Source organism: Bizionia sp., assembly GCF_048259285.1.
Lineage (GTDB): Bacteria > Bacteroidota > Bacteroidia > Flavobacteriales > Flavobacteriaceae > Algorimicrobium > Algorimicrobium hallyeonense.
Genome location: NZ_JBLXHU010000031.1, coordinates 1 through 25129, shown reverse-complemented (window position 1 = coordinate 25129; position 25129 = coordinate 1). Strand labels below are relative to the sequence as shown.

The following is a 25129-nucleotide window of genomic DNA, read 5'->3' as shown; positions in this document are numbered from 1 at the left end:
AAAACACATATACATTAGTTTGGTTTACCACCAATTTACGGATTCAAGATAATACGGTTTTGGCCCATGCCTTAAAATTAAACCATCCTATAATTGGCATCTATTGTTTTGATCCGCGACATTACAAAACGACCACATACGGTTTTAAAAAAACAGAAAAATATCGTGCCCGTTTTACGATTGAAAGTGTTCAGGATTTAAAAAACCAGTTGGAGTCACTCAATATTCCGTTATTTACATTCTACGAGAAACCAGAAATAGCCATTCCAAAACTTTGTGAAACTTACAGTATATCAGATATCTGTTTGCAAAAAGAATTTACAAGTGAAGAAACTCAAACTATTCAAAACCTTAAAGTTAAAGTTTCTAAGCTCACAAGCTTTCATGAATGGTATGATCAGTTTTTATTTCATCCTGATGATGTTTTTATTCATTTAAATGAAATTCCAAAGGTATTTACAAATTTCAGAAAAGTATTAGAAAAAAACTGTTCTGTAAACAACAAGCTTAAAGCAACAAAACAAGTTGCTTTTCAAATCGAAAATAACACAACAATTCCAAATTTAAAAATTCTAGGTTTTTCGGAATTTACAACCCATACGCATACGGCTTTTCCATTTTCGGGTGGTGAAACGGCTGCCCAGAACAGGTTAAACACCTATATTTTTGAAACCAAAAAAATAGGATTTTATAAGAAAACTAGAAACGGTTTATTAGGTACAGATTACAGCTCTAAATTTTCGGCGTGGTTGGCCAACGGCTGTATTAGTGCTAGGCAAATATATTGGGCCATTAAAGAGTTTGAGCGCACAGAATTCAAAAACGAATCGACTTATTGGCTTATTTTCGAATTAATCTGGCGCGATTTCTTCAAGTTTATTGCCTTGCAACATGGCAATGCTATTTTTAAAATTGATGGTATTAATCAGCAATCCTATAATTGGAAAACAAATCCAACTTTAATTAAAAAATGGTGTTCTGGGGCAACACCTGAACGGTTTGTAAATGCTAATATGATGGAGCTCAATAAAACCGGCTGGATGAGTAATCGTGGGCGACAAAATGTGGCATCTTACTTTGCCAAAACATTAGAACTCGATTGGCGCATTGGTGCGGCATATTTTGAATCCCTACTTATAGATTATGATGTGCATAGCAATTATGGTAACTGGTTGTACGTGGCAGGTGTTGGAAACGACCCTAGAAATAGGACTTTTAATGTGAAGCTCCAAGCCGACCGTTATGATGAACATGGTAAATTTCAGAAGCAATGGCTTCAAAATACGTTATTTGAATGAAAACACTCCGACTCCTTTTAGGCGACCAATTAAATATTAAGCATCCTTGGTTTAAATCCGTTGATGATGATATCGTTTACGCTATTTTTGAAATGCGTCAAGAAACCGATTATGTCACCCATCATATTCAAAAAGTAATTGGGTTTTTCGCAGCCATGCGCGAATTTGCTTCCACGTTAGAATCTGCTGGACACCAGGTTATTTATTATAAAATTACGGATAAAAATAATACGCAAAAACTGCCTGAAAATCTTCAAAAAATTATCCGTGAAAAAGACATTTCTTGCTTTGAATATCAACTGCCGGATGAATATAGATTGGATAGGCAATTGCAAAAATTCGCTAAAACCCTTTCCATAGAATGTAATGTTGTTGATACGTCACATTTTTACACCAAACGTGAAGATTTACAAACGTTCTATAAAGGCAAAAAGCAATTTGTCATGGAAAATTTTTATCGTGACATGCGTAAAAAGCATGACATTTTAATGGCTTATGGTAATCCGGAAGGTGGTAAATGGAATTACGATAAATCCAATAGGAAGAAATGGAAAAACGAACCTGAAATTCCAACGTACAAATATTTTAAGAATGAGGTATCTGCAGTCGTTTCCGATATAGAAAAATCCGGTATTAAAACCATGGGGAATTGGAACCTAAAAACCTTCAATTATCCTATAAACAGGAAGCAAGCTTTGGAGCAGCTTAAATATTTCTGTGAACAGTTATTAATTCATTTTGGCGATTATCAAGATGCTTTGCATACCGATGAAGTTTATTTATTTCATTCACGTTTATCATTTGCCATGAATATCAAATTGATTTCCGCCCGAAATGTGGTTGATACAATTTTAAATTATTACCGAAAACATGAAGATTCTATAGATATTTCGCAAGTAGAAGGATTTATCCGTCAAGTTATTGGTTGGCGTGAGTATATGCGTGGCATGTATTGGGCATTAATGCCAGACTTCAAAGAGCAGAATTATTTAAACAATAGGAATAGTTTAGCCGATTTCTTTTGGACAGGAAACACCAAAATGGCTTGCTTAAAACATAGTATTTCCAATTCCTTGGATAACGCGTATGCGCATCACATTCAGCGTTTGATGATTATGGGAAATTACGCACTCCTAACCCAAACCCATCCAGATGCTGTAGATACATGGTATTTAGGAATTTATGCAGATGCAGTTGAATGGGTACAATTACCCAACACGCGTGGCATGAGTCAATTTGCCGATGGTGGAAATACTGCTACCAAACCCTATGTGTCTTCGGGTTCCTATATTCAGAAAATGAGTAATTATTGTGACGGTTGTCATTATAACTATAAGAAAAAAACAGAAGCCGATGCCTGCCCATTCAATAGCCTATATTGGAACTTTTTGGATGATAAGCGTGAACAATTTGAATCCAATTTTAGAATGATAATGATGTATTCCATCCTTAATAAAATGGATGCCTATAAGCTTTCAGCATTGAAAAAACGCGCCAATCACATTATAGAAAATCAAGATGAATACTAACCGAGAACCCATACATATTGTTTGGTTTAAACGCGATTTGCGTTTAGAAGATCATGAGCCTTTAAAAAAGGCACTGGAGCAGAATGTCCCCGTCCTTTGTTTGTTTGTTTTTGAACAATTACTTCTTGACGATCCACATTATAGCGAACGGCATTGGGATTTTATAAAAGAATCTCTTCGCGATATGAATGCCTTTTTAAATCCCTATAATACGAAAGTGCTGGCTATAAATTCTGATATCATTTCGGCCTGTAACATAATTTCTAATTCGCATCAAATTAAAAACGTTTATTCACATCAAGAAACGGGAATTCAAGTAACTTTTGATCGGGACAAAGCGTTTAAACGCTACTGCAAAAATAATGTAATTTCATGGCAAGAAAGCATTCAAAATGGTGTGGTTCGTGGTTTAAAAACTCGTGAATTATGGTTTGAAAACTGGAATAAAATTATGGCTGAACCGCTTATTACCTTTACAGCTCAAACTTCTAATTTTTTGCCTTTAGATGCTATTTCCGAATTAGAAACGCAATGTCAATCAGCAAATCTAGAAACGGCAACAGATAAGCCTTTTCAAAAAGGCGGAACGAAAACAGGAAATAAATACCTACTATCCTTTTTAAACAATAGGCATAAGGATTATATGTTTCATATTTCTAAACCTGAAAAATCTCGAAAAAGTTGCAGTCGTTTGTCACCTTATATTGCTTGGGGCAATTTATCTGTTAGGCAAGTGTATCAAGCGTCTAAAACCGCTCAAGTATCGTCTAGCTATAAGAGGCAATTATCTGCTTTCCGTTCCCGATTGCGTTGGCAAGCGCATTTTATTCAAAAGTTTGAGATGGAACATATTATGGAAAAGGTGAGCGTTAATAAGGGTTACCATAAACTTAAAAAATCTATTTCAGAACACTACCAAATGGCTTGGAAAACGGGACAAACCGGGTTTCCTTTGGTAGATGCTAGCATGCGCTGCTTAAACCAAACCGGCTATATTAATTTTAGAATGCGCGCCTTATTAGTATCGTTTTTTACGCATATTTTATGGCAACCATGGCAAGATGCCTCCAAACATTTATCGCGGCAATTTTTAGATTTCGAACCTGGAATTCATTATCCACAATTGCAAATGCAGGCAGGTGAAACAGGTATAAATAATTTACGAATTTATAATCCCATAAAAAACAGTTTAGAACATGATCCTGATGGGATATTTATTAAACATTGGGTTCCTGAACTACGTGATTTAGATTTACCATTCGTGCATGAACCCTATTTAATGACTACCTTAGACCAACAATTCAATAATTTCCAATTAGGTATAGACTACCCCTTCCCTATTGTCGATTTAAAATCGAAAAGAAAACGTGCTAGTGAAACACTTTGGAATATGAAGAAAAACCCCAAAGTTAAAACTGAAAGCATCCGCATTCTTAAAAAACACACCATTGATAATCGCTCTAATTTATTGAAGAACGACGATTAATACATTAATTTCCAAAACAATTGTTAATTTTTGTTTAACTTCTGCTAATAATCGTTAAACATTTTGTAGCTTTGATATTAAATAAACCTAATTTGATATTAAACAGTACATATCACGACAAAGAGCATAAAGAAGTTATTTCGGACTTAATAGGGAAGCCTTATTCGTTTTTTGAAGCACTTAAGTTGAAAGGAATTGGCTCTAAACGCATGATTACAAATGAGGTTAGTCCGAATTTACAATCCTATTTAAACCGCGTTTCAGATGTTAATTACGCCAATATTGAAATGCGTTCTGGCGGAATCATTATATATATTAATAAAGGCCTAAAGAATTTTTCTTGGATTATTCCTTATTATCAATTGGTTTTATATAAAACTAATGGTGCTAGCATTCATGCTCAAGGTAAGTTTATCAACTTTGAAAATAATAACATGTTTAAAGAGAATAAAGCTTTTTTTAAACGCTTATTAGATGCAAAAGTGATTTATGATTAACGTTTTAATTTTATGGACTCATGAATAGTTTTACAACGCGCGAGATAGATAGAATTATTGAAATGGCTTGGGAAGACCGCACCACATTTGAAGCTATTCAATTTCAATTTGGTTTGGAAGAACAAGATGTTATAAGCTTGATGCGGCGCGAAATGAAACCTAGCAGTTTCAGAATGTGGCGCAAACGGGTTCAAGGTAGGAAAACCAAACATGAAAAATTACGCGCTTTTGAAAAAGGACGTTTTAAATGTAGTAGACAAAAACAAATTACACATAATAAAATAAGTAAACGCTAATGGTGCTTTGCCTCAATAAAATAAGGACAGCACGTAATAAAAAGAGAGTATGAAAATAGAATCTACATTATCTAAAAATCAACAGAAAAACAGTTTAAATGGTTTTTCTACGGACATGATTGGGGACGACCATTTATCAACAGGATTAGAAACACCCATGAAATCTGACGCGTTTAAACTTTCAGATTCCGAAAAAAAGCAACGTATTTCTGTGTTATTTGAAGAAATAATGGATGTTATGGGGTTAGATTTAACGGACGACTCGTTAAAAGGAACACCCGATCGTGTTGCTAAAATGTATATAGATGAAATATTTTCTGGTTTAAACCCTAAAAACAAGCCTAAAGTTGCCTTATTTGAAAATAAGTACCGTTATAACCAAATGGTTCTCGAAAAAAATATTACCTTTTACTCCAATTGTGAACATCATTTTGTACCCATCATTGGTAAAGCACATCTGGCCTATATTTCTTCTGGAAAAGTAATAGGATTATCCAAGTTAAACAGAATTGTGCACTATTTCGCAAAAAGACCACAGGTGCAGGAACGTTTAACGAATCAAATTGCCAACGAACTCAAAACTATTTTAGATACAGAAGACATAGCCGTTATTATTGATGCCAAACATTTGTGTGTATCTTCACGAGGCGTTAAGGACGATACTTCTGCAACTGTAACGGCTTATTACGGTGGCGCATTTAATTCACCAGAAAAAATAATCGAATTACAAAACTATTTAAATCATTAAATTATGGATACCATAGAACGTGCTCTAGAATTTGAGCAAACCAAACTAAAGTCATTATCCACTAGCGATAGAATAAAAATATCTAGAGAAGCTAAAGAACTAATCTTGGAATTAAACAAAATTTACAAGAAAAAGAAAGACGAAAGCATCATGGATATTATGAAGCGTTTAACAGCCATTAAACAAAAAGTTGAAAAACGATTAAAAGGGAGACCCTTAACGGCTTAGATTAATTATAGAATGAAAATTTATATTATTGTTGGGGGCAGCAAAGGCATTGGCCGCGCAATTTCCATGAAATTATTAGAAAATCATAAGGTCATTAATTTAAGCAGGTCTAAACCTGATTTTAATCATGATAATTTAAAACATTATGCGGTTGATATTTTGAGTGATGACCTACCTTATTTAGATCAAGCTGATGGCTTAATATATTGTCCTGGCAGTATTAATTTAAAGCCCATTGGCCGTTTAAGTTTAGATGATTTTCGTTCGGATTTTGAAATTAATGTGATAGGTGCTGTTCAAGCAATTCAAAAATATCTTCCTATAATAAAAAAAGGAGATAAACCGTCCATGTTATTTTTTAGTACAGTAGCTGCAAAATTAGGGATGCCGTTTCATGCTAGCGTGGCGGCTTCAAAAGCAGCTGTGGAAGGTTTGGTAAAATCTATTGGCGCTGAATTGGCACCAACAGTTCGTGTAAATGCCATTGCGCCCACAGTTACGAATACCGAATTAGCGTCTAAATTACTGCGAAACGAGAAAATGATTAACAACATCACAGAGCGGCATCCCCTTAAAAAATTCTTAAACCCAACAGAAGTTGCCGAAATGGCTTCATTCCTCCTATCGGATCATGCAGCCGCTATTTCTGGTCAAATTTTCGAGATGGATTGCGGCATTGTATCCTTCAAAATATAACTCATGAAATACGTATTTACACTTATAATTATGTTTAGTTTATTTAATAAAAGTCAAGCACAAACCGAACCAACACAATCCATCTATGATATTGCCATTAACGGTTTGGATGGTAAACCGTTAAAATTATCAGATTTTAAAGGAAAACATATATTGTTTGTCAATGTGGCGTCCAAATGTGGTTTTACGGGTCAATATGAAGATTTGCAAAAACTTTACGATACGTACAAGGACAACCTGATGGTTATAGGCGTTCCATGTAATCAATTTGGTGGTCAAGAACCTGGAACTGCCTCCGATATCCAAACGTTCTGCCAAGCCAATTATGGGGTAACATTCCAAATGACGGAAAAAGTAGACGTTAAAGGTGATAATCAACATGCCCTTTATAAGTGGTTAACCAATCAGGAGTTAAACGGTAAGTCTAGTTCCAATGTTAAGTGGAATTTCCAAAAGTATTTAGTGGATGGAAACGGCCAATTAGTTGATTATTATTTTTCTGTAACCAATCCTATGAGTGGAAAAATTACTAAAAATTTAACGCTGTAATTATGTTTGGACTCTTTAAATCAAAATCTGAAATTGAAAAACTTCAGAAACAATATGAAGTTATTATGAAAGACTGGCATCGCCTATCAACAACCGATAGAAAAGCTAGCGATTTAAAATATGCTGAAGCACAAAAAATTGCTGATAAGATAGAAATTTTACAAAATAAGTAATATGAAATTTGTCCCACTTTTAATTCTGTTTCTAATTATAAATTTTGGCAGTTTAGCAATTGGTAGCTGGTTAATGGGTGATGGCGCTACGTCACCTTGGTACACCAATTTAAATAAAGCACCTTGGACACCTCCGGGCTGGGTATTTGGTGCGGCTTGGACATTTATCATGATTTGCTTTTCGGTGTATTTAACCTATCTGTTTAAAGATTACCAATCGCCATTAATAATAGGCGTATTTGCTCTTCAAGTGGTTTTAAATATTGCTTGGAATTTTTTATTTTTTAATCAGCACCTCGTACTATTCGCTTTAATCACGATTGTTTTATTAACACTCATAATCTTTTATTTCTTTTTCACCTTTCGTATGGATGCCATGAATTCTTGGCGCTATTTATTAGTCCCTTATATGATATGGCTTTGCATTGCAACCTCTTTAAATCTTTACGTTTTACTCAATAACTAATGAAAATTTACACCTTACACGCGAAGCAAAATCTACCAATTTCTGTAGATCAGGCATGGGAATTTTTATCGGACCCAAAAAATCTTAAAACTATTACACCAGATTACATGGGCTTTCATATTCTTTCAGGAGCGGACAGGCCTATGTTTGCAGGTCAATTAATTCAATATATTGTAACGCCTGTTTTGGGTATTAAAACCAAGTGGGTAACAGAAATTACACACGTTATTGACAAGGCATATTTTGTGGATGAGCAACGCTTTGGTCCGTATGCGCTTTGGCATCATAAACATTTTATTAAAGCCATTGATGGTGGTATAGAAATGGAAGATATTATAGATTACAAAGTTCCTATGGGTATCCTAGGTCAACTGATACACCCATTAATTGTGAAGCCCAAATTAGATGAAATTTTTGCCTATCGTCAGAAAAAATTAGTAGAATTATTTGGAACTCTATAAGTATGAAACAACCCTTAAACATTTTTTGGTTCCGACGCGATTTACGTTTAGATGATAATCGTGGGTTTTATGAAGCTCTTAAAAGTGATCATCATGTGCTACCTATTTTTATTTTCGATTCGGAACTATTAGAATCCCTGCCTAAAGGTGATGCACGCGTAACGTTTATTTACCATACGCTGCAAACCATGCGTAAAACACTTCAAGACGAACACAACAGCAGTGTTGCTATATATCACGGAACACCTGAAAGCGTTTTTAAACATCTTGTCGATTCGTACGAAATTACTACCGTTTTTACCAATCACGATTACGAACCTTATGCCATTAAGCGGGATAACGATGTGGGTTCATTTTTAGAAGAAAATGGAATTGCATTTAAAACTTATAAGGACCAAGTTATTTTTGAAAAAAATGAAGTCGTTAAAGATGATGGCGATCCCTATCGCGTGTATACACCTTTTATGAAAACATGGAAGGCCGCTTTTAAAACAATAGATTTAGAAATTTATTACACCAACAGCTATTTGGATAATTTGGTTAAAAACACCCGATTACCAAATTTGGAATTATCGGATTTAGGTTTTAAAAAATCTAAACAAGACATAGCACCATATGACGTAACACCCACTTTAATTCAGGAATACGAATCCAAGCGTAATTTTCCAGCAAAAGATGCCACATCTCGTTTAGGACCACACTTACGATTTGGAACGGTGAGTATCCGGAAAATGGTAAAAAAAGCCATTGCAGAAAAAAATGAGATATTTTGGCAAGAGCTTATTTGGCGTGAATTCTTCATGCAAATACTTTGGCATTTTCCGCACACGGTAACCGAAAGTTTCAAGCCCAAATACGACAATATACAATGGCGTAATAACGAAACGGAATTCCAAGCATGGTGCCAAGGTAAAACAGGATATCCTTTAGTGGATGCTGGTATGCGGGAATTAAATGAAACCGGATTTATGCATAATCGGGTGCGTATGTTGGTTGGTAGTTTTTTATGTAAACATTTGCTGATTGATTGGCGTTGGGGAGAAGCCTATTTTGCAGAAAAATTACATGATTATGAAATTGCTAGTAACATTGGAAATTGGCAGTGGGTTGCGGGTTCTGGTGTGGATGCAGCACCTTATTTTAGAATTTTTAATCCAACCACCCAAATTGAAAAATTTGATAAAGATTTAAAATATATTAATAAATGGGTACCCGAATTTCAAGAACTCACCTACCCTTCAAAAATAGTGGATCATAAAGAGGCACGAGAGCGTTGTTTAAAAGTTTACAAGGAAGCTGTCAGTTAAAATTATATTTAAAATACGCTGATTGCCACTTCAAAAAACTTCCAATTATACCTAAAATCGTTTTTTATAGACACATAATCAGATATTTAACTTATTTATTCATGCTTTGTTTTATATTTATTTTATAAAATAGATTTAACATGATGAAAAAATTACTTATCGCGCTGACATTAATCCCTATGATTGGTGTTGCGCAAATTTCTTTTACTAGTGGAAACGGTAATTTGGTTAACGCCTCCTTAAAAAGTGGTGTTGCCATAGGTGTTTCTGATATGAATGGTGATGGTTTAGACGATATTATTCGTTTAAATGGCGCCTCTTCTTTAGAGATAGAATACCAAAACACCAATGGTATTTTTACTCGATTAAATTATGGAAGCACAAGTGGTTCCAAATGGGGAATGGCCATTGCGGATGTTGATAGAAACGGGTATAACGATATTTTAATGGGTGGAAGTTATAACGGTTTAAAAGTATATACAGCCAACAGTTCGGGCACTGATTATAGCTCTAATCTGCTAACATACAACATATTTGTTCAAAACTTGAACTTTGCGGATATTGATAATAATGGCACCATAGACATCTTTGCCTGTCATGATAATGGTTTATCTAAAGCGTATAGCAATGATGGTACAGGTGCTATGACAGAAAATCTCGGATTAATTAATACGGCTTCCACTATACCTTCCGATAATTCTGGAAATTATGGCAGTATCTGGATTGATTATGACAATGATGGTGATTTAGATTTATATATTTCTAAATGCCGTTTAGGCGTTTCCAATCCCAATGATGGCAGGCGTGTCAATTTACTTTTCGAAAATGATGGTAACAATAATTATTCTGAAGTTGCCGTTGCTCGTGGTTTAGTTCCTTATGGACAATCTTGGGCTGCTGCATTTGAAGATATTGACAATGATGGCGATTTAGATTGCGTGATTGTAAATCATGATATTACCAGTATGATTCTTGAAAATGATGGAAATGGGAACTATACAGACATCACGGCTTCATCAGGAATTGCCACGTCATTGGATAATTTAGGTGATGGTGGTATTCAAGTCATCATGGAGGATTTTGATAATGATACCTTTGTCGATATTTTTATAACCACCAGAAATGGTATTCATAAATTATACAAAAATGATGGCGATAACACCTTTACAGAATTAGCTAATCCGTTTCCTTTGCCTTACAATACATTTAGAATACAAAGTGCTGCCGTGGGCGATTTAAACAATGATGGTTTTATAGATGTTATGGCTGGTTTTGGTTCAGGTTATAATAATCCGAGTAGCAATAAACCGGATAGATTATATTTAAATTCTGGAAATAGCACGAATAATTGGACCTCAATTCTTTTAGAAGGAACGACAAGCAATATCAATGGAATTGGTGCTCGTATTGAAATTTATGGTGCTTGGGGAAAACAAATACGTGAAGTCCGTTCAGGTGAGAGTTATGGTATTATGAATTCTCTAAAAACACATTTTGGGTTAGGAACGGCAACAGCCATCACTAAAATTGTTGTTAAGTGGCCATCTGGAAATGTAGATGAGTTATTAGCGCCAACCATTAATCAATCCATCACTATTACGGAAGGCTCTACATTAAGTACTGCCCATACGGAAGCAATTTCTAAAGTACGTATATACCCGAATCCAACGTCTCGTTTTATTACGGTTGAAACCAATAATACACATTCAAACGTTGCCTATTCATTATATGATGTTTCAGGAAAACTATTGCAAGCAAACCAAAGGCTGAATGTTAATAAGCAAATTCCATTACAATCTTTAGCAGCTGGTATTTACATGCTTCAATTACACATTGATGGCGAAATAAGTATGCGAAAAATTATAAAAGAATAAGTTCAGTTTATTCCATAAAAAAATGCTTCTAAATAATTTAGAAGCATTTTTTTATAAACTCATACCGTTATTTAGTCGTTCTCTTTGTGTCTATTAATTAGAGCACCAATAGCACGTAAGCGTGTATCAATATTTTCGTATCCGCGATCTATTTGTTCAATATTGTGAATGGTGGATGTTCCTTTAGCTGAAAGTGCAGCAATTAATAATGAAACACCTGCACGAATATCTGGCGAAGTCATGGTTGTTGCTTTTAATTGCGATTTAAAATCATGACCTATTACGACGGCACGATGTGGGTCACAAAGAATAATCTTGGCTCCCATATCAATTAATTTATCTACAAAAAACAAACGACTCTCAAACATTTTCTGATGAATTAAAACGCTACCTCTAGCTTGTGTAGCAACCACAAGAATAATACTCAATAAATCGGGTGTAAATCCTGGCCAAGGCGCATCAGAAATAGTCAAAATAGAACCATCAATATAATTCTGAATTTCATAACCATCTTTATGCGCTGGAATATGAATATCATCCCCTTGCTTTTCTACTGTAATCCCTAATTTTCGGAATACGTCTGGAATCTGCCCTAAATCATCCCAACTCACATTGGTAATAGTCAATTCACTTTTAGTCATTGCCGCAAGACCTATCCAACTTCCTATTTCAATCATATCTGGCAACATGGTATGGCTTGTACCACCCAAGTTGTCAACGCCATCAATAATAAGCATGTTAGAGCCAATACCGCTTATTTTGGCTCCCATTCTATTCAACATATTACAAAGTTGTTGCAAATACGGTTCGCAAGCAGCATTATATATGGTTGTTTGTCCTTCTGCTAAAACGGCTGCCATAACAATATTGGCAGTTCCGGTTACGGATGCTTCATCTAAAAGCATGTAAGCACCTTTTAGCTTATCAGCTTCAACACCATAGAAATAATCTTCTCTGTTGTATCGGAATTTAGCTCCTAATTTAATAAAGCCTTCAAAGTGTGTATCTAAACGACGACGACCAATTTTATCGCCACCTGGTTTTGGAATATAGCCTTTTCCAAATCGTGCCAACAACGGTCCAACAATCATAATGGAACCACGTAAACCGCGACCATCCTTTTTAAAGGCTTCAGACTCTAAATATTTTAGATTAATAGCATCTGCTTGAAACGTATAAGTCCCTTGATTTACATGTTCAATTTTAACACCTAAATTTTTTAGTAAATCAATAAGTTTATTAACATCCACAATGTCTGGAATGTTATGAATTGTTACTTTTTCAGGAGTCAATAAAACAGCACATAAAATTTGTAATGCTTCATTTTTGGCACCTTGAGGCTGAATTTTACCTTTTAATTGGTGGCCTCCTTCAATTTTAAATATACCCATGCCGTTTTTTTAATAGCGTTTTCTACTTCTATTTGTATTATTTTTTTTCTGATGACTCTTTTTGTTGCTGGAGCTTTTAGAGCTGTATTTGGATTTACTTCGCATTAAACTCGTGGCATCTGTTAAATCTTCATCTGCATTTAACAAATTAATTTTACCACCAGAAAGCTCTCGTAAATGCTCAAAGATTACATCATCTTCAACCGTATCTTTATTCCAGTTTAAAAAACACTTTTTCATATGATTGGCAATGGTAAAAATAAGGGCGTCTTTAAGTTCGCCTTCTTCCCAAGTATTTGCCACATCAATCATGGTTTTTATATTATTCCCATAAAACCGATATTTTGGAAAATTCTGTGGATACGGTAATCGCTCTGGTCGTTCATTTAAGATTTCTTTATCAGGTATACCGTAAGGAGAATCCACATCTAAATCAAAATCAGACATGATAAATAGTTGATCCCACAACTTGTGTTGAAAATCGGGAACGTCTCGTAAATGCGGCTGAATATTTCCCATGACGGAAATAATAGCATGAGCTAGTTTATTACGTTCTTCTTTGGTTTCACGTGTTTTAGCATAATTAATCATCTTTTGAAGATGACGTCCGTATTCTGGAATAATTAAATGCTCACGTTCTGAATTGTATTCTAAATGATCTATCAAAATATGTTTATGTGTAGAGTTTACTTATGGCACGTAGTTTTGTGCATGCGCAAAGTACAAAAAAAAACTAAAGACTAATAACGCCTTTAACGTTTTCTGTAACTTCTTTATATTTAAATATAACATATTCCGGTGCATCCATAACTACATGAATTGAAACACTTGTGTATTTTCCTTTTGAGGACTCTTTCGTTTTTATAACCGCACCCATGTTATCAAATAAAGCTTCAATATTTTTTATAGCATCGCCTTTTGTTTCAACGATGAATTTAAATAAATACTGTGATGGCCATTCGGCCGTATCGTATAATTGAACTTTTAACTTTTCGTAAAAAGCTTCTGTTTTTTTATGCTCTTCCATTTTCAATTTTTAATAAAACAAAGATAGTATTTCCTTGTCATTTTTTAGTTTCCTTTTTAATTACGATTTTTACATCCAAAATCTTGCCAATTTGAAAATAAAAAAAATAGTTATCACTGGAGGACCAGGGACAGGGAAAACGTCAATCATTAACGAATTGAAAACTCGCGGCTATGTTTGTCTGGATGAAATATCACGCCAAATAACCTTGAAAGCCAGAGAAGACGGTGTAGACCAGCTTTTCTTAACCCAACCACTTTTGTTTAGTGAACTGCTGTTAAAAGGTCGTGAGGATCAGTTTAATCAAGCCAATACGCAAAGTGAGAGCTTTGTTTTTCTAGATCGTGGTATTCCAGACGTTTTGGCATACATGGATTTTATAGGGGATGACTATCCAGATAAATTTAAAGAAAGTTGTAAAAACCACAATTATGACCTGGCATTTATTTTAAAACCTTGGCAAGACATTTTTGTGAGTGATAGTGAACGTTATGAAAATTTTAATCAAGCTGTCGAAATTCATGATAACCTATTAAAAACTTACGATAAATTCGGTTATAATTTATTAGATGTTCCCTTTGATACGGTTGAAAATCGTACAGATTTTATTCTGAATGTTGTTAAAAACTTATAATGCAACAGCCCATTGACATATTGGAGCGGTATTGGAACTACACCAGTTTTAAACCGCTTCAAGAAACCGTGATTCAAGCCGTTTTAGAGGGCGAAGACACCTTTGCTTTAATGCCAACGGGCGGCGGAAAATCTTTATGTTTCCAAGTTCCTGCTTTGGCAAAGGATGGGATTTGCATTGTTATTTCGCCATTAATTGCATTGATGAAAGATCAAGTGCAAGCCTTACAAAGTAGAGGTATTAAGGCAATGGCATTAACGAGTGGTATTCATTACAACGAATTAGACACCCTTTTAGATAATTGCATTTATGGAAATTATAAATTTCTTTATTTATCGCCAGAGCGCCTTCAGCAAGAATTAGTCCAAGACCGCATTCGCCAAATGCCTGTTAATTTAATAGCTGTTGATGAGGCGCATTGTATTTCGCAATGGGGTAATGATTTCCGACCAGCTTATAAAAACATCAAACTACTGCGTGAATTACAACCTACCGTAAATTGTATTGCCTTAACAGCCTCTGCCACACCAGAAGTAGTAGATGACATAATAAAAGAACTGGATTTTATAAGTCCTAAAGTACTCAAACAATCCTTTAACAGGGATAATTTAGCCTATATGACTTTTGATGCTACGGATAAGCATTATCATTTAGAGCGTATTTTAAAGAAGAATAACGCGCCCTCCATTATATATGTTAGGAATCGATTAGCAACCATAGAAATCAGTCAGTTTTTAGAAAAGAAAGGGTTTTCAGCCACGTTTTTTCATGGTGGTTTATCCAACACTGAAAAAGACAGCAGGCTTCAGGATTGGCTTCGTGAGAAAAAACTAATCATGGTTGCCACCAATGCCTTTGGAATGGGAATTGACAAACCCAATGTAAAAACGGTGATCCATTTAAATTTACCGGAAAGTTTGGAGAGCTATTTCCAAGAAGCGGGTCGTGCTGGTAGAAATGGCGACAAAGCTTTTGCCGTTATTTTAAAAAATAAAACCGATAAGCGTAAATTGGAAGATCAGTTTTTAACCGTGCTCCCAAGCGTGGATTTCATGAAACAGCTATACAGGAAACTCTGCAACTATTTTCAAATTTCCTATGGTGAAGGTGTTGGTTTGGCAGAAGATTTTAATTTCAACCACTTCTGTAAAACCTATAATTTTAATACGTTAATAGCTTACAATGCTATACAGACTTTAGATAGAACCAGTATAATTGCATTAAATCAGCAATTTAATAAACATACACGTGTTCAATTTCTCGTTTCAGACACCCAGTTATTTCAATATTTGGGGAAACATGCGCCTTTAAATAGCATTGTCAAATCTATATTAAGAAGTTATGGCGGCATTTTTGAACATGAAACAAAAATCAATACGACTAGAATAGCTGAAAAAGCCTCCATATCCGAACACCAATTAATTCAAGCTTTAGAAAAACTTGAAAAAGATGACATTATTAGTTTACAAATTTCTAAAACCGATGCGCAAGTCACGTTTTTAGAACCGCGTGAAGACGATAAAACCATCAATCGGATTACCCACATCATCAATCAGCAGAACGCATTAAAACACAAGCAAGTATCTGATGTTTTAAAATACATTTCAAACAACACCACTTGCAAAAGTGTTCAACTCCTCACCTATTTTGGCGAAAAAGATGTGGACGATTGTGGAATTTGTTCGGTTTGTGTTGAAAGAAAACATAAACAGAAAGCACCTGCGGACTTTAAAGCTATTAAAAACGCTATTATTACTAAATTAGAAGACACAGACTGCTCATCTAGAACCCTTACTGAAGCCTTGGGGTATCCGGAGAAAGACATTCACAACGCTCTGAAATTATTATTAGAACATCATATAATTGTAGTAACCACTATTAACACCTATAAATTATCACATTTATGAAAACCGATTTACGCATCGTATTTATGGGCACGCCAGAATTTGCCGTTGCCATATTAGACGCCATACTAGCCCATAATTACCAAGTAGTTGGTGTTATAACGGCACCGGATAAACCAGCAGGACGTGGCCGAAAAATAAACGAATCCGCCGTTAAGCAATACGCACAAAAGCAAGGTTTGCATATTTTACAACCTACCAATTTAAAGGATCCTGAATTTTTAAAAACCCTACAAGCATTACAAGCCAATGTTCAGGTCGTGGTTGCTTTTAGAATGTTGCCACAAGCCGTTTGGCAAATGCCAGCTTTAGGCACATTTAATTTGCACGCGTCCCTATTACCTAATTATCGAGGTGCTGCTCCTATAAACTGGGCTATTATTAATGGAGAGACCGAAACCGGGGTGTCCACGTTTTTTATAGATGATAACATTGATACCGGTGATATGATTTTGCAGAAGGCCGTTGCCATAGAAGAAAAAGATAATGTGGGCACCTTACACGATAAATTGATGCATACAGGTAGTGCATTGGTTATTGACACGTTAAAACGCATTGAAAATGGCACTGTTGAAACCACAGCACAGCCAAACACCAATGAATTGAAAGAAGCCAACAAGCTAAATCGGGATAATTGCAAAATAGATTGGAATAATTCCCTTGAGACTATACATAATAAGGTACGTGGATTAAATCCGTATCCCTCTGCCTGGTGTTATTTACATAATAATGACGACACTTTAGAAATTAAAATTTACGAAACACACAAAGAATTAGCCGAACACAACCATTCCAATGGGCAAATACTCGCCAGCAAAAAAACACTAAAAGTAGCCGTCTCAGATGGTTACATTTTTATTGATGCATTGAAATTACCAGGGAAGCGAAAAATGGCTATAAAAGACCTCTTAAATGGCTATGAATTTCATGAAGAAGCTAAAATGCTGTAAACCCTTATGAATGCTCATATTGTAAAAACATCGATGAAATACACAGGCTTTATTAACAAATCGGTTAAGTTATCAACAAATTTAGGTATTTCCCTTGCTATTACTTGCATGGTACGATAAACCGTATAAATTTGTAATGGATTTAACAAAAATGTTTAACCAACAATTTATTAATAATTAAACTTTAAATTATGAACAAAACAGATTTAATCGATGCAATGGCAGAACACGCAGGAATTACTAAAGCAGCTGCAAAGAAGGCTTTAGAATGTGCGTTAATTGAAATTGAAGGAGCTTTACAAAAAGGTAACAGAGTTTCTTTAGTAGGATTTGGATCTTGGTCAGTTTCTAGAAGAGCTGCAAGAGACGGAAGAAATCCACAAACAGGAAAAACTATCAAAATTAAAGCTAAAAACGTAGTTAAGTTTAAAGCTGGTTCAGATTTATCTAGAGCAGTAAACTAATTATCGCTTAATTTATAAGTATAAAAGGTCTTCATTTCGAAGACCTTTTTTTGTTATTAGTAGTGGCATCTGTTTGTTATTAAAAAAAAAAATATTAGATTTATAATAGAAAATCTATCACTATATGATTTCAATACAACCAAAAAAAGGACACTTGCTTATTGCCGAACCTTCTATAATTGGTGACATCTCCTTTAACCGTTCTATCATTCTTTTAGCCGATCATACCGATGAAGGCTCTATTGGATTTATTTTAAATAAGCCCTTGGAGTACACTATCAGTGATTTAATTCCAGAATTAGACGCCACGTTTAAGGTCTATAACGGCGGACCTGTAGAACAGGATAATCTTTATTTTATACATAAGGTGCCAGAGCTTATACCGAATAGCGTAGAAATTTCTTTAGGAATTTATTGGGGAGGCGATTTTAATAAAGTCGCCGAATTAATTGCCAATAATGAGATAAACGAGAAGAATATCCGCTTTTTTCTTGGGTATTCCGGTTGGCAAGCGGATCAATTAAACGCGGAATTAAAAACCAATTCCTGGGTTGTAACGGAAAACATTTATAAGCAAAACATTATAGAAAAAGACTATGAAACGTTTTGGAAAGAAAAAATGATGGAGTTTGGCGGTGATTATACCATTTGGTCCAATGCACCCGAAGACCCTACCTTTAACTAGACAATCTAATTTTTACTTGTAATTTTTGCAATAGCATTTTGGCAACCGTATTGTCAAACGTTTTTTTACGGTATTTACTAATGGGCTGAATACCCGTTATAACATTGGTAATAAATAACCCATCGGCTTTTTGCAATTCAAAAGGTGAAATAGATACTTCTTCTAGCTCATAATCAGGCAACTGCGTAATAAGTTCCATAATTTGCTTTCGCATAACCCCTTTTAAGCAACCATCAGAAAGTGGTGGTGTTTTAATACAGTTGCCACGAACTAAAAACAAATTCCCATTTAAAGCTTCTATTACTTTTTTATCGGTGTTCAACAATAAGGCGTTTTGCAGCTTGTTTTCTTCGGCATACACACTACCTACTACATTAATGGCCTTATTATTCGTTTTTAAGGTGGATAGTAAACTAGGCGACACGTAGAAATCTTTAAACAAATCCACTTCATAATCCCCATCATTCATCAAATAAAAATCAGCATCCAATGCGCTGACAGAAATAACAAATCCCACTTCCTTACTGGTTGGGTTATACAAACCACCTTCAGCACGAAATACGGTTAATTTAACACGCGACGTGTTATTTGCAAGCTTATTTTCGGATAGTGTTTTTTGAATTTCTGCTTCTAGGAATTCCATGGTAAAGCGCATAGGGATTTCCATACGCATAATCCGCATGGAAGCCATCAGGCGAAAATAGTGATCCTCCCAAAACAAGAGTTTGCCATGTGAATATTTACAGGTTTCAAAAACAGCATCACCATAAGCAAAACCCCGATTATTTATAGATATCGCGTTGATATCCCCTGTCATTTTTCCGTTGAAATTGATCATAAAAAAAGTCCCGAATTTTATTCGGGACAAAGATATGTTTTATAATAGAAACCACCTTAAGCGGAACCCAATACTTGTTTTAAATCGGAAATTTGGTTTTCCCAAAGCATTTTGGCTTCATCCACTTCATCTTCTTCGGCAAAATCGACAATCATAATAGAAACATCTTTGGTAATTTCATCCACTTGAATTCGAATTTCAAAGAAATATGGTTCACCTTCATCGGCAGCCCAACGAAATTTAATACGTTCGCCACTTTTCTTACTGACTAAACTTGCTTGTTCTTCGGATCCATCCCAGATAAATTTAAAAAGTTCGCCTCTTGAATTTACGTTCTCGGCAAACCACTCGGAAAGGCCCGAAGGTGTTGATATATATTGATATAATAATTGAGGTGAAGCCTGTATAGGGAACTCCATTTCAAATTTTACTTTCTCGTTCATAGTTGATTAATTTATGTGCTCAATATATACATTAAATGATGAGAATTAAAATTATTTTTTATAAATATTTTATGTTGATTTTTATTTGCACGGAATAAATTTGTTGTTATATTTGCAGCCTCAAAAAGCGGTACGAACCACTTTAAATGAGGCGATTTCTGTATCAACAGGAATATGGCGAGGTAGCTCAGTTGGTTAGAGCGTCGGATTCATAACCCGGAGGTCCCGAGTTCAAATCTCGGTCTCGCTACAGCAGTAAAAGTCTTGTACGGAAGTACAGGACTTTTTTTATGCGTTTTACGGAAGCTGGCTTCCAAGTGCAGATGTATGAAAAAAGTCTATAAAGGCCTGAGCCTTTAAGCTTTTACTATTGTCATGGTAACCCAATAAAGATTCTGTAAATCTCGGTCTCGCTACAGCAGTAAAAGTCTTGTACGGAAGTACAGGACTTTTTTTTATGCGTTTTACGGAAGCTGGCTTCCAAGTGCAGATGTATGAAAAAAGTCTATAAAAGCCTGAGCCTTTAAACTTTTACTATTGTCATGGCAACCCAATAAAGATTCTGTAAATCTCGGTCGCGCTACAATTTTTTAATCACATGAAAAACAACGGTTTGACTTTCTTCCAAGCGTTTTTTTATGCATACACTTTTTGATTACCTTGCCAGAGAATTTGAAAATGAATACGAAAGTGAATACGATTCAACATTGAAGAAAAAATATTCTACCCCAAAAATCTACTCGGCAGACGACAACCTTTCTAAACGATTGTATAACATTTCTCCGTTTTTTTTAGTTTAGATAGTGCAACCAAACACCTGAAAACAACCGCTATAAACACACATTGAGACGTTTAAATTCAAACCTTTGGATTTACTGTTTTAGGTTACTGTCATTTTTTTTTTAAGTTACTAGCTATACTTTTTTCAGCACCAAAAGCTTTAAACTCTGTCCAGCATAACTAAGCATGTATGTGTTTCTGCGCCTATTAACATCCCAATTCATGTGAAGTTGCTTGCACCCTTAAGATTTATGGGGATTAAGTATAGGGTATCCATAGGGTATCCATAGGGTTGATACGCTATACCTATTGCTTATATACCTGTTATTCATTATATTAGTATTACCATGGCACGACAAAAAGGACCTTTTACAATTTCGGGAACACTGGGCGACATTAATTATTATATAGCCCGTGGTATTGGCTATGAACGAAAAGCTGGCGGTGGGTTTGATGGGTATGCTATAAAAACAAAAGCCAGTATGCAACCCGTTCGTGATAATTATAACGAATTTGGGACTTGTAGTCGGCTTAGTAAGCATTTTCGTTTGGCCTTATCGCCGTTTTTAATTGGTATTAAAGGTAAGTTGTTTTACTCCCGAATGATGCAATTGTTTTTAAGCATTAAAGCCTTGGATGGTATTTCTATTCGCGGAAAAAGAAACGTGAAGCAGGGTTTACAAACCACCAAAGGCAAGAATTTACTTAAGCACTATGCCTTAACTTACCAAACTCCGCTTATAAAAGCCTTAACAGCCCATGGACGTTTTAATTGGGAAAGGCAACAGTTAACCATTAGTCACTTTAATCCGAGTTTGTTTAAAAAACCCAATGCTGCCACGCATATTGGCCTTACTTTGGGTATATTGGATTTTGATTTTGATAGCTTGGCATCTTCGTTACACGTATCTCCTACCTATTTTTTAGATGTTTGTTCTGGCAGCACTTCCTTTTACCTAGTCCCCAATAAAGTAAAAGTGCCTGTACATTTTGGTGTGGCCGTTTTAGGGATACGCTTTTATAGCATTGAAGGTGATGAATTTTGTGAATTACCAAGGTCTGTTGGTGCTGTGATACTGGATTGCACAGACTGATTTTAGGTTGCCATACTTTTCCTTTTGCACAGAAAACACCATGTTTGTTCATAAATAAATTATATTTACAAGCACATAAAAAATTAATAGTACAAACCCTATTGGTTATTTAGATACTGTTTTAAAACCTAAATATCATGAACTACCAACTACTACACGAACGCCTTGTATATGATCAAGTCTTCCAAATAAAGAAGGCCAAAATTAAACATGACCTATTTAATGCAGGCAGCATGGAAGTAGAGCGGTATTGTTTTGAACGGGGCGATTCTGTAGCCATTGTTATTTATGAAAAAGACACCGATTGCTTGTTGTTTACCAAGCAATTTAGATATCCCAGCATTAAAGAAGGAGACGGCTGGATACTTGAGCTCACTGCCGGTTCCATAGAAGCTCATGAGGACCCAGAACAGCGTGTGAAAATGGAGGTAGAAGAAGAAATTGGTTATCAGGTAAACGGGTTAGATTTTATAAATTCATTTTTCGTGTCACCTGGCGGAAGTTCGGAGCGCGTTTTTCTTTTCTATACCGAAGTAAATTCATCCGATAACATATTTAAAGGTGGCGGTTTGATAACTGAAAAAGAGGATATTCAATTGGTAAAAATGCCGGTTCAGGAGGTCCGTAAACACATCAAAAACAATCAGTTTCGCGATGCGAAAACCATTATTGGGATTCAATGGTTTATGGGGCATTACCTGTAATAAAAAAAGAGCTTTAAGCGCTTTGAGAATCGCGAGTGGTCTTTACATTATGTAAAAAAGCGCCACATTTCAAGTGGCGCCTTTCACTATTACATCCTTCCAAATTATTTAACCACTAACTTTTTGGTGGCTTTCGTCCTCTCGCCTGTTAATTCTAAAATATATATACCAGCCTTCAAATCCAAAAACATGCTATTCGCACCCATTTGGAGTGTTTTCTGCATGATTAATTTTCCATCTATACTGTATATCTTCATGTGTTTAAAAGCCGTATTATGGGATATGTTTAGTTGTCCGTCTGTAGGATTCGGATACATGGTTACGGCCTTCAATTGGTGATCGTCTGTACTTAGAAAGCCACAATCTACGGGGTCAAAACTTACTAATCCTAATGTAGAATTATCGTTTTGATGCACAATAACGGCTTCTGCCTCGGCAAGGGTGTTTGGCGCATTGGTTTCATCCCAACAATTATTCATGGCCATTAATGCGTTGGGTGTATTGTTATAAAGCGCGTACGTTGTGCCACCGTTTCCATTTTCAGAAAAGACATTTTGACCTACATTTGCGGCGCCATCACCCAAGTTAATAGACGCTTCTCCAATAACGGTAATGCCCCAAAGGTTACGACGAATTTGATTCCCACTCGCAATGACTTCCATACCGCCAGAAGACGTATTTAAGGAAATACCACTTCCACCCACATTAGGACTTCCTTGAGAATCATTGTCTTCAATCCTGTTATTTCTAACGTAAGCAAAGGCATTGTTCCCTACAATGGTCAGTCCATAGCGATTATCGGTAATGATGTTATCATCGATTATGGCATTTATGGTACCTCCAACCAAGTTAGACACGGCAATGCCGCCTACCATATCCAAAGTACGATCGCCTTTAATGGTATTTTGAATAATTTGAATGGGTTCTGTAGTCCTTGTGGTCCCCATGTTAATTTGCGGCCGGTTGGAATTTGCTTGGTTATTCCCTTCCATATAATTATTAAAAATATACGGTGATACGGCACTATTGGCACCCGAACTGATGGCTGGGGTTTGATTAAAGGTAATCGTGTTGTTGGTAATTTGCGGCATACCGCGTGAAAGCGCAATAACGCCGCCCGTTGCAACACCTGACACGTTATTGGTAATTAGACAATTGTTAATGGTAAACGTTTCAGTAAGCACACGTAAGCCGCCGCCGTATTGAATCGTAGCGTTTTGAATGTTTATATTAGAAAACTCTTCAAAGCGAAAACCATTATAAGGTGCGGCTGGATCTATGGCTGTAAACGTGACATTATCTGCATTGACGTTAAAGGTTCCAAAAACGGTGATGCGGATATCGGCTGCTAGTTCCAATGTTACATTTGAATTTATAAGAAAGGTATCTGTTGTGGAAATTATCAAATCATCCACCAAGGTATAGGTGGTGCCTGTTACCGAAATCGTTGTTGGACTTGCCGCCACCAGATCCTCTAAAGTAAAGGTGGTCCCTGTATCTGGCGTGGTATAACCTTGAGCCGACATGGATCCAACTAAACCGATGATAGCCAAGAAATTAAGTAGTTGTTGTTTCATGATTTTATGTTTTAAATTTTCATAAAGTTAAAACATATTGCCGGGAATGGCTGTTAAAACGGTATTATAAAATCGGCCATTTTTGGTGGTTTGCTTCTAAATTTCTCTCACAACCGTTATTTGGTTCATTTAAAAAATCGCGCTTTTAGTTGTAAAAGTGCGATTTTAAAGAGGTCATTTATGCAACTAACGGGGACAACTCCCAATTACATACACCATGAAAACGTTATCTCAACCTCACCAACCTCCCCCCTAATCTCCCAGGTGAAAAAACTTTATTTTGATTCGGGTTCTGGTGAGGTTGATTGTTTTTTTTGTCTTTTTACGGGTAACCGTAATAATTATCTACGCATTAAAATAATATTTCTCATTAAATAGTTTTTTTAAATAAAATAAATACCCCAATCCTTTACTTGAAGATTTCTAAAGGCTTTCAATTAAGTACTTTTTATTAAATTGCGAGATAATTCGTACTTAACCTAGTGGTATGTCATATTAACTCAAAATACATCAACTATATATGGATAACAAAATTGACGAAGAATTAAGACATTACAAACTTTTCAAAATTCAAGAAGCAGAGTCTAAAATAAAACGTTTTAATAATAAGTACGAGGAAATCAAGGAACATATTGCCATTAAAATATCCAAGAATGTAACATCTAATATTTTTAGAGCTGTAATTTCGATTCTATCGATCTTGTTTTTGATCCTAGGAATAATCTCCTTCTTTCCAGAAAAATTAATAGAATTCATGGAGGCTGATGGCGCAAATTTCACCTTTACCGCTAAAGCCAACTTGATAGATTTGGCTAGACTTCTAATGTATTTTTTCATTGCGTTTTTCATCATTTTAACATTTACTAGTTATCTTTTAAGATTAAATAATAGAAAAAGAGACAATTTATATTCTTTATCAAAATTATTAGAAGAAGTTATAGCATATATGGAAAACTCAAGAGATGATGATAAAAGAAAATATGAACAATTTGTTGACTTAATGGCTGAAAGAAATAGGAAAAAGAATAAT

Annotated in this window: 28 protein-coding genes and 1 tRNA gene; 23 read left to right on the top strand and 6 right to left on the bottom strand. The window is 35.3% G+C overall.

Annotated elements, in window-relative coordinates; translation table 11 throughout:
- The 14 genes from ACN0QX_RS12610 to ACN0QX_RS12545 all read left to right on the top strand — a co-directional run.
- Positions 1-1298, top strand: a 1298-nt coding sequence (locus ACN0QX_RS12610; protein WP_417197408.1) for a DASH family cryptochrome, incomplete at its 5' end; no start/stop codon positions are given.
- Positions 1295-2827 carry a cryptochrome/photolyase family protein gene (locus ACN0QX_RS12605; RefSeq protein ID WP_417197406.1) on the top strand — a complete coding sequence of 511 codons (1533 nt, stop codon included), beginning with the start codon at positions 1295-1297 and terminating at the stop codon, positions 2825-2827. The genes ACN0QX_RS12610 and ACN0QX_RS12605, both read left to right, overlap by 4 nt.
- Complete coding sequence (locus tag ACN0QX_RS12600) at positions 2817-4313, top strand: deoxyribodipyrimidine photo-lyase/cryptochrome family protein (protein ID WP_417197404.1); 1497 nt, start codon at positions 2817-2819, stop codon at positions 4311-4313. The genes ACN0QX_RS12605 and ACN0QX_RS12600 overlap by 11 nt, the downstream gene beginning before the upstream one ends.
- Before the next feature lie 92 nt (positions 4314-4405).
- Positions 4406-4810: a hypothetical protein gene (locus ACN0QX_RS12595; RefSeq protein WP_417197402.1), complete on the top strand. Its 405-nt coding sequence runs from the start codon at positions 4406-4408 to the stop codon at positions 4808-4810.
- 20 nt (positions 4811-4830) lie between these two features.
- Positions 4831-5106 (top strand): TIGR03643 family protein, encoded by a 276-nt coding sequence (locus ACN0QX_RS12590; protein ID WP_417197400.1) that lies wholly within the window; start codon positions 4831-4833, stop codon positions 5104-5106.
- 49 nt (positions 5107-5155) lie between these two features.
- Positions 5156-5854 carry a GTP cyclohydrolase I FolE gene (folE, locus tag ACN0QX_RS12585; RefSeq protein WP_248400282.1) on the top strand — a complete coding sequence of 233 codons (699 nt, stop codon included), beginning with the start codon at positions 5156-5158 and terminating at the stop codon, positions 5852-5854.
- 3 nt (positions 5855-5857) lie between these two features.
- Positions 5858-6082, top strand: a complete 225-nt coding sequence (locus tag ACN0QX_RS12580) for a hypothetical protein (protein WP_248400283.1) — start codon at positions 5858-5860, stop codon at positions 6080-6082.
- A 12-nt stretch (positions 6083-6094) separates the two neighbouring features.
- Complete coding sequence (locus ACN0QX_RS12575) at positions 6095-6778, top strand: SDR family NAD(P)-dependent oxidoreductase (RefSeq protein WP_417197397.1); 684 nt, start codon at positions 6095-6097, stop codon at positions 6776-6778.
- Between the two features lie 30 nt (positions 6779-6808).
- Positions 6809-7327, top strand: coding sequence for a glutathione peroxidase (locus ACN0QX_RS12570; protein ID WP_417197410.1), 519 nt, complete (start codon positions 6809-6811; stop codon positions 7325-7327).
- Between the two features lie 2 nt (positions 7328-7329).
- Positions 7330-7500, top strand: coding sequence for a Lacal_2735 family protein (locus tag ACN0QX_RS12565; protein ID WP_248400285.1), 171 nt, complete (start codon positions 7330-7332; stop codon positions 7498-7500).
- A 1-nt stretch (position 7501) separates the two neighbouring features.
- Positions 7502-7966: a TspO/MBR family protein gene (locus ACN0QX_RS12560; protein WP_417197395.1), complete on the top strand. Its 465-nt coding sequence runs from the start codon at positions 7502-7504 to the stop codon at positions 7964-7966.
- Positions 7966-8427, top strand: a complete 462-nt coding sequence (locus ACN0QX_RS12555) for an SRPBCC family protein (RefSeq protein WP_417197393.1) — start codon at positions 7966-7968, stop codon at positions 8425-8427. Before ACN0QX_RS12560 ends, ACN0QX_RS12555 begins: the two co-directional genes overlap by 1 nt.
- A gap of 2 nt (positions 8428-8429) precedes the next feature.
- Positions 8430-9734, top strand: coding sequence for a cryptochrome/photolyase family protein (locus ACN0QX_RS12550; protein ID WP_417197391.1), 1305 nt, complete (start codon positions 8430-8432; stop codon positions 9732-9734).
- A 140-nt stretch (positions 9735-9874) separates the two neighbouring features.
- Positions 9875-11608 carry an FG-GAP-like repeat-containing protein gene (locus ACN0QX_RS12545; protein ID WP_248400289.1) on the top strand — a complete coding sequence of 578 codons (1734 nt, stop codon included), beginning with the start codon at positions 9875-9877 and terminating at the stop codon, positions 11606-11608.
- A 71-nt stretch (positions 11609-11679) separates the two neighbouring features.
- Here the strand turns inward: ACN0QX_RS12545 and murA are convergent, their stop codons facing one another.
- The 3 genes from murA to ACN0QX_RS12530 form a co-directional block, all read right to left on the bottom strand.
- Positions 11680-12999 (bottom strand): UDP-N-acetylglucosamine 1-carboxyvinyltransferase, encoded by a 1320-nt coding sequence (murA, locus tag ACN0QX_RS12540; protein ID WP_417197388.1) that lies wholly within the window; start codon positions 12997-12999, stop codon positions 11680-11682.
- A 9-nt stretch (positions 13000-13008) separates the two neighbouring features.
- Positions 13009-13665, bottom strand: coding sequence for a DUF4290 domain-containing protein (locus ACN0QX_RS12535; RefSeq protein ID WP_248400293.1), 657 nt, complete (start codon positions 13663-13665; stop codon positions 13009-13011).
- A 67-nt stretch (positions 13666-13732) separates the two neighbouring features.
- The gene (locus ACN0QX_RS12530) at positions 13733-14026 is read right to left on the bottom strand and encodes a DUF493 family protein (RefSeq protein WP_092206837.1); all 294 of its coding nucleotides are present in this window, start codon (positions 14024-14026) and stop codon (positions 13733-13735) included.
- Positions 14027-14117: 91 nt separating this feature from the next.
- Here ACN0QX_RS12530 and ACN0QX_RS12525 point away from each other — a divergent pair, with 91 nt between their 5' ends.
- The 5 genes from ACN0QX_RS12525 (at position 14118) to ACN0QX_RS12505 (ending at position 18663) form a co-directional block, all read left to right on the top strand.
- Positions 14118-14660, top strand: coding sequence for an AAA family ATPase (locus tag ACN0QX_RS12525; RefSeq protein WP_248400294.1), 543 nt, complete (start codon positions 14118-14120; stop codon positions 14658-14660).
- The gene (locus tag ACN0QX_RS12520; RefSeq protein WP_417197385.1) at positions 14660-16567 is read left to right on the top strand and encodes a RecQ family ATP-dependent DNA helicase; all 1908 of its coding nucleotides are present in this window, start codon (positions 14660-14662) and stop codon (positions 16565-16567) included. Before ACN0QX_RS12525 ends, ACN0QX_RS12520 begins: the two co-directional genes overlap by 1 nt.
- On the top strand, positions 16564-17514 hold the full coding sequence (fmt, locus tag ACN0QX_RS12515; protein WP_417197383.1) for a methionyl-tRNA formyltransferase: 951 nt from the start codon (positions 16564-16566) through the stop codon (positions 17512-17514). Before ACN0QX_RS12520 ends, fmt begins: the two co-directional genes overlap by 4 nt.
- A gap of 191 nt (positions 17515-17705) precedes the next feature.
- Positions 17706-17978, top strand: coding sequence for an HU family DNA-binding protein (locus ACN0QX_RS12510; RefSeq protein ID WP_092206834.1), 273 nt, complete (start codon positions 17706-17708; stop codon positions 17976-17978).
- 124 nt (positions 17979-18102) lie between these two features.
- Positions 18103-18663 (top strand): YqgE/AlgH family protein, encoded by a 561-nt coding sequence (locus tag ACN0QX_RS12505; RefSeq protein ID WP_248400299.1) that lies wholly within the window; start codon positions 18103-18105, stop codon positions 18661-18663.
- Here ACN0QX_RS12505 and ACN0QX_RS12500 read toward each other — a convergent pair.
- Positions 18656-19501, bottom strand: a complete 846-nt coding sequence (locus tag ACN0QX_RS12500) for an aminotransferase class IV (RefSeq protein ID WP_417197380.1) — start codon at positions 19499-19501, stop codon at positions 18656-18658. The two genes, ACN0QX_RS12505 and ACN0QX_RS12500, sit on opposite strands and share 8 nt — an antisense overlap.
- Before the next feature lie 56 nt (positions 19502-19557).
- Positions 19558-19944 carry an START-like domain-containing protein gene (locus ACN0QX_RS12495; protein ID WP_248400302.1) on the bottom strand — a complete coding sequence of 129 codons (387 nt, stop codon included), beginning with the start codon at positions 19942-19944 and terminating at the stop codon, positions 19558-19560.
- A 176-nt stretch (positions 19945-20120) separates the two neighbouring features.
- Here ACN0QX_RS12495 and ACN0QX_RS12490 point away from each other — a divergent pair.
- The 3 genes from ACN0QX_RS12490 to ACN0QX_RS12480 all read left to right on the top strand — a co-directional run bounded on the left by ACN0QX_RS12490 (position 20121) and on the right by ACN0QX_RS12480 (position 22522).
- Positions 20121-20194 (top strand) — tRNA-Met (locus ACN0QX_RS12490).
- An 877-nt stretch (positions 20195-21071) separates the two neighbouring features.
- A complete protein-coding gene (locus tag ACN0QX_RS12485) occupies positions 21072-21818 on the top strand; it encodes a hypothetical protein (RefSeq protein WP_417197378.1) in 747 nt (248 codons plus the stop codon).
- Positions 21819-21955: 137 nt separating this feature from the next.
- Positions 21956-22522, top strand: a complete 567-nt coding sequence (locus ACN0QX_RS12480) for an NUDIX domain-containing protein (protein ID WP_417197376.1) — start codon at positions 21956-21958, stop codon at positions 22520-22522.
- Between the two features lie 104 nt (positions 22523-22626).
- Here the strand turns inward: ACN0QX_RS12480 and ACN0QX_RS12475 are convergent, their stop codons facing one another.
- Positions 22627-24099, bottom strand: coding sequence for a T9SS type A sorting domain-containing protein (locus ACN0QX_RS12475; RefSeq protein ID WP_417197374.1), 1473 nt, complete (start codon positions 24097-24099; stop codon positions 22627-22629).
- 520 nt (positions 24100-24619) lie between these two features.
- On the opposite strand from ACN0QX_RS12475, the gene ACN0QX_RS12470 reads away from it, so the two are divergent.
- A partial coding sequence (locus ACN0QX_RS12470; RefSeq protein WP_417197372.1) for a hypothetical protein occupies positions 24620-25129 on the top strand: 510 nt, incomplete at its 3' end.

What these genes read in the sequence shown, in the direction of transcription:
- ACN0QX_RS12605 (WP_417197406.1), top strand. Translation starts at nt 1,295, where the DNA reads ATGAAAACACTCCGACTCCTTTTAGGCGACCAATTAAATATTAAGCAT.
- ACN0QX_RS12600 (WP_417197404.1), top strand. Translation starts at nt 2,817, where the DNA reads ATGAATACTAACCGAGAACCCATACATATTGTTTGGTTTAAACGCGAT.
- ACN0QX_RS12590 (WP_417197400.1), top strand. Translation starts at nt 4,831, where the DNA reads ATGAATAGTTTTACAACGCGCGAGATAGATAGAATTATTGAAATGGCT.
- folE (WP_248400282.1), top strand. Translation starts at nt 5,156, where the DNA reads ATGAAAATAGAATCTACATTATCTAAAAATCAACAGAAAAACAGTTTA.
- ACN0QX_RS12580 (WP_248400283.1), top strand. Translation starts at nt 5,858, where the DNA reads ATGGATACCATAGAACGTGCTCTAGAATTTGAGCAAACCAAACTAAAG.
- ACN0QX_RS12575 (WP_417197397.1), top strand. Translation starts at nt 6,095, where the DNA reads ATGAAAATTTATATTATTGTTGGGGGCAGCAAAGGCATTGGCCGCGCA.
- ACN0QX_RS12570 (WP_417197410.1), top strand. Translation starts at nt 6,809, where the DNA reads ATGTTTAGTTTATTTAATAAAAGTCAAGCACAAACCGAACCAACACAA.
- ACN0QX_RS12565 (WP_248400285.1), top strand. Translation starts at nt 7,330, where the DNA reads ATGTTTGGACTCTTTAAATCAAAATCTGAAATTGAAAAACTTCAGAAA.
- ACN0QX_RS12560 (WP_417197395.1), top strand. Translation starts at nt 7,502, where the DNA reads ATGAAATTTGTCCCACTTTTAATTCTGTTTCTAATTATAAATTTTGGC.
- ACN0QX_RS12555 (WP_417197393.1), top strand. Translation starts at nt 7,966, where the DNA reads ATGAAAATTTACACCTTACACGCGAAGCAAAATCTACCAATTTCTGTA.
- ACN0QX_RS12550 (WP_417197391.1), top strand. Translation starts at nt 8,430, where the DNA reads ATGAAACAACCCTTAAACATTTTTTGGTTCCGACGCGATTTACGTTTA.
- ACN0QX_RS12545 (WP_248400289.1), top strand. Translation starts at nt 9,875, where the DNA reads ATGATGAAAAAATTACTTATCGCGCTGACATTAATCCCTATGATTGGT.
- murA (WP_417197388.1), bottom strand. Translation starts at nt 12,999, where the DNA reads ATGGGTATATTTAAAATTGAAGGAGGCCACCAATTAAAAGGTAAAATT.
- ACN0QX_RS12530 (WP_092206837.1), bottom strand. Translation starts at nt 14,026, where the DNA reads ATGGAAGAGCATAAAAAAACAGAAGCTTTTTACGAAAAGTTAAAAGTT.
- ACN0QX_RS12520 (WP_417197385.1), top strand. Translation starts at nt 14,660, where the DNA reads ATGCAACAGCCCATTGACATATTGGAGCGGTATTGGAACTACACCAGT.
- fmt (WP_417197383.1), top strand. Translation starts at nt 16,564, where the DNA reads ATGAAAACCGATTTACGCATCGTATTTATGGGCACGCCAGAATTTGCC.
- ACN0QX_RS12510 (WP_092206834.1), top strand. Translation starts at nt 17,706, where the DNA reads ATGAACAAAACAGATTTAATCGATGCAATGGCAGAACACGCAGGAATT.
- ACN0QX_RS12505 (WP_248400299.1), top strand. Translation starts at nt 18,103, where the DNA reads ATGATTTCAATACAACCAAAAAAAGGACACTTGCTTATTGCCGAACCT.
- ACN0QX_RS12500 (WP_417197380.1), bottom strand. Translation starts at nt 19,501, where the DNA reads ATGATCAATTTCAACGGAAAAATGACAGGGGATATCAACGCGATATCT.
- ACN0QX_RS12495 (WP_248400302.1), bottom strand. Translation starts at nt 19,944, where the DNA reads ATGAACGAGAAAGTAAAATTTGAAATGGAGTTCCCTATACAGGCTTCA.
- ACN0QX_RS12485 (WP_417197378.1), top strand. Translation starts at nt 21,072, where the DNA reads ATGGCACGACAAAAAGGACCTTTTACAATTTCGGGAACACTGGGCGAC.
- ACN0QX_RS12480 (WP_417197376.1), top strand. Translation starts at nt 21,956, where the DNA reads ATGAACTACCAACTACTACACGAACGCCTTGTATATGATCAAGTCTTC.
- ACN0QX_RS12475 (WP_417197374.1), bottom strand. Translation starts at nt 24,099, where the DNA reads ATGAAACAACAACTACTTAATTTCTTGGCTATCATCGGTTTAGTTGGA.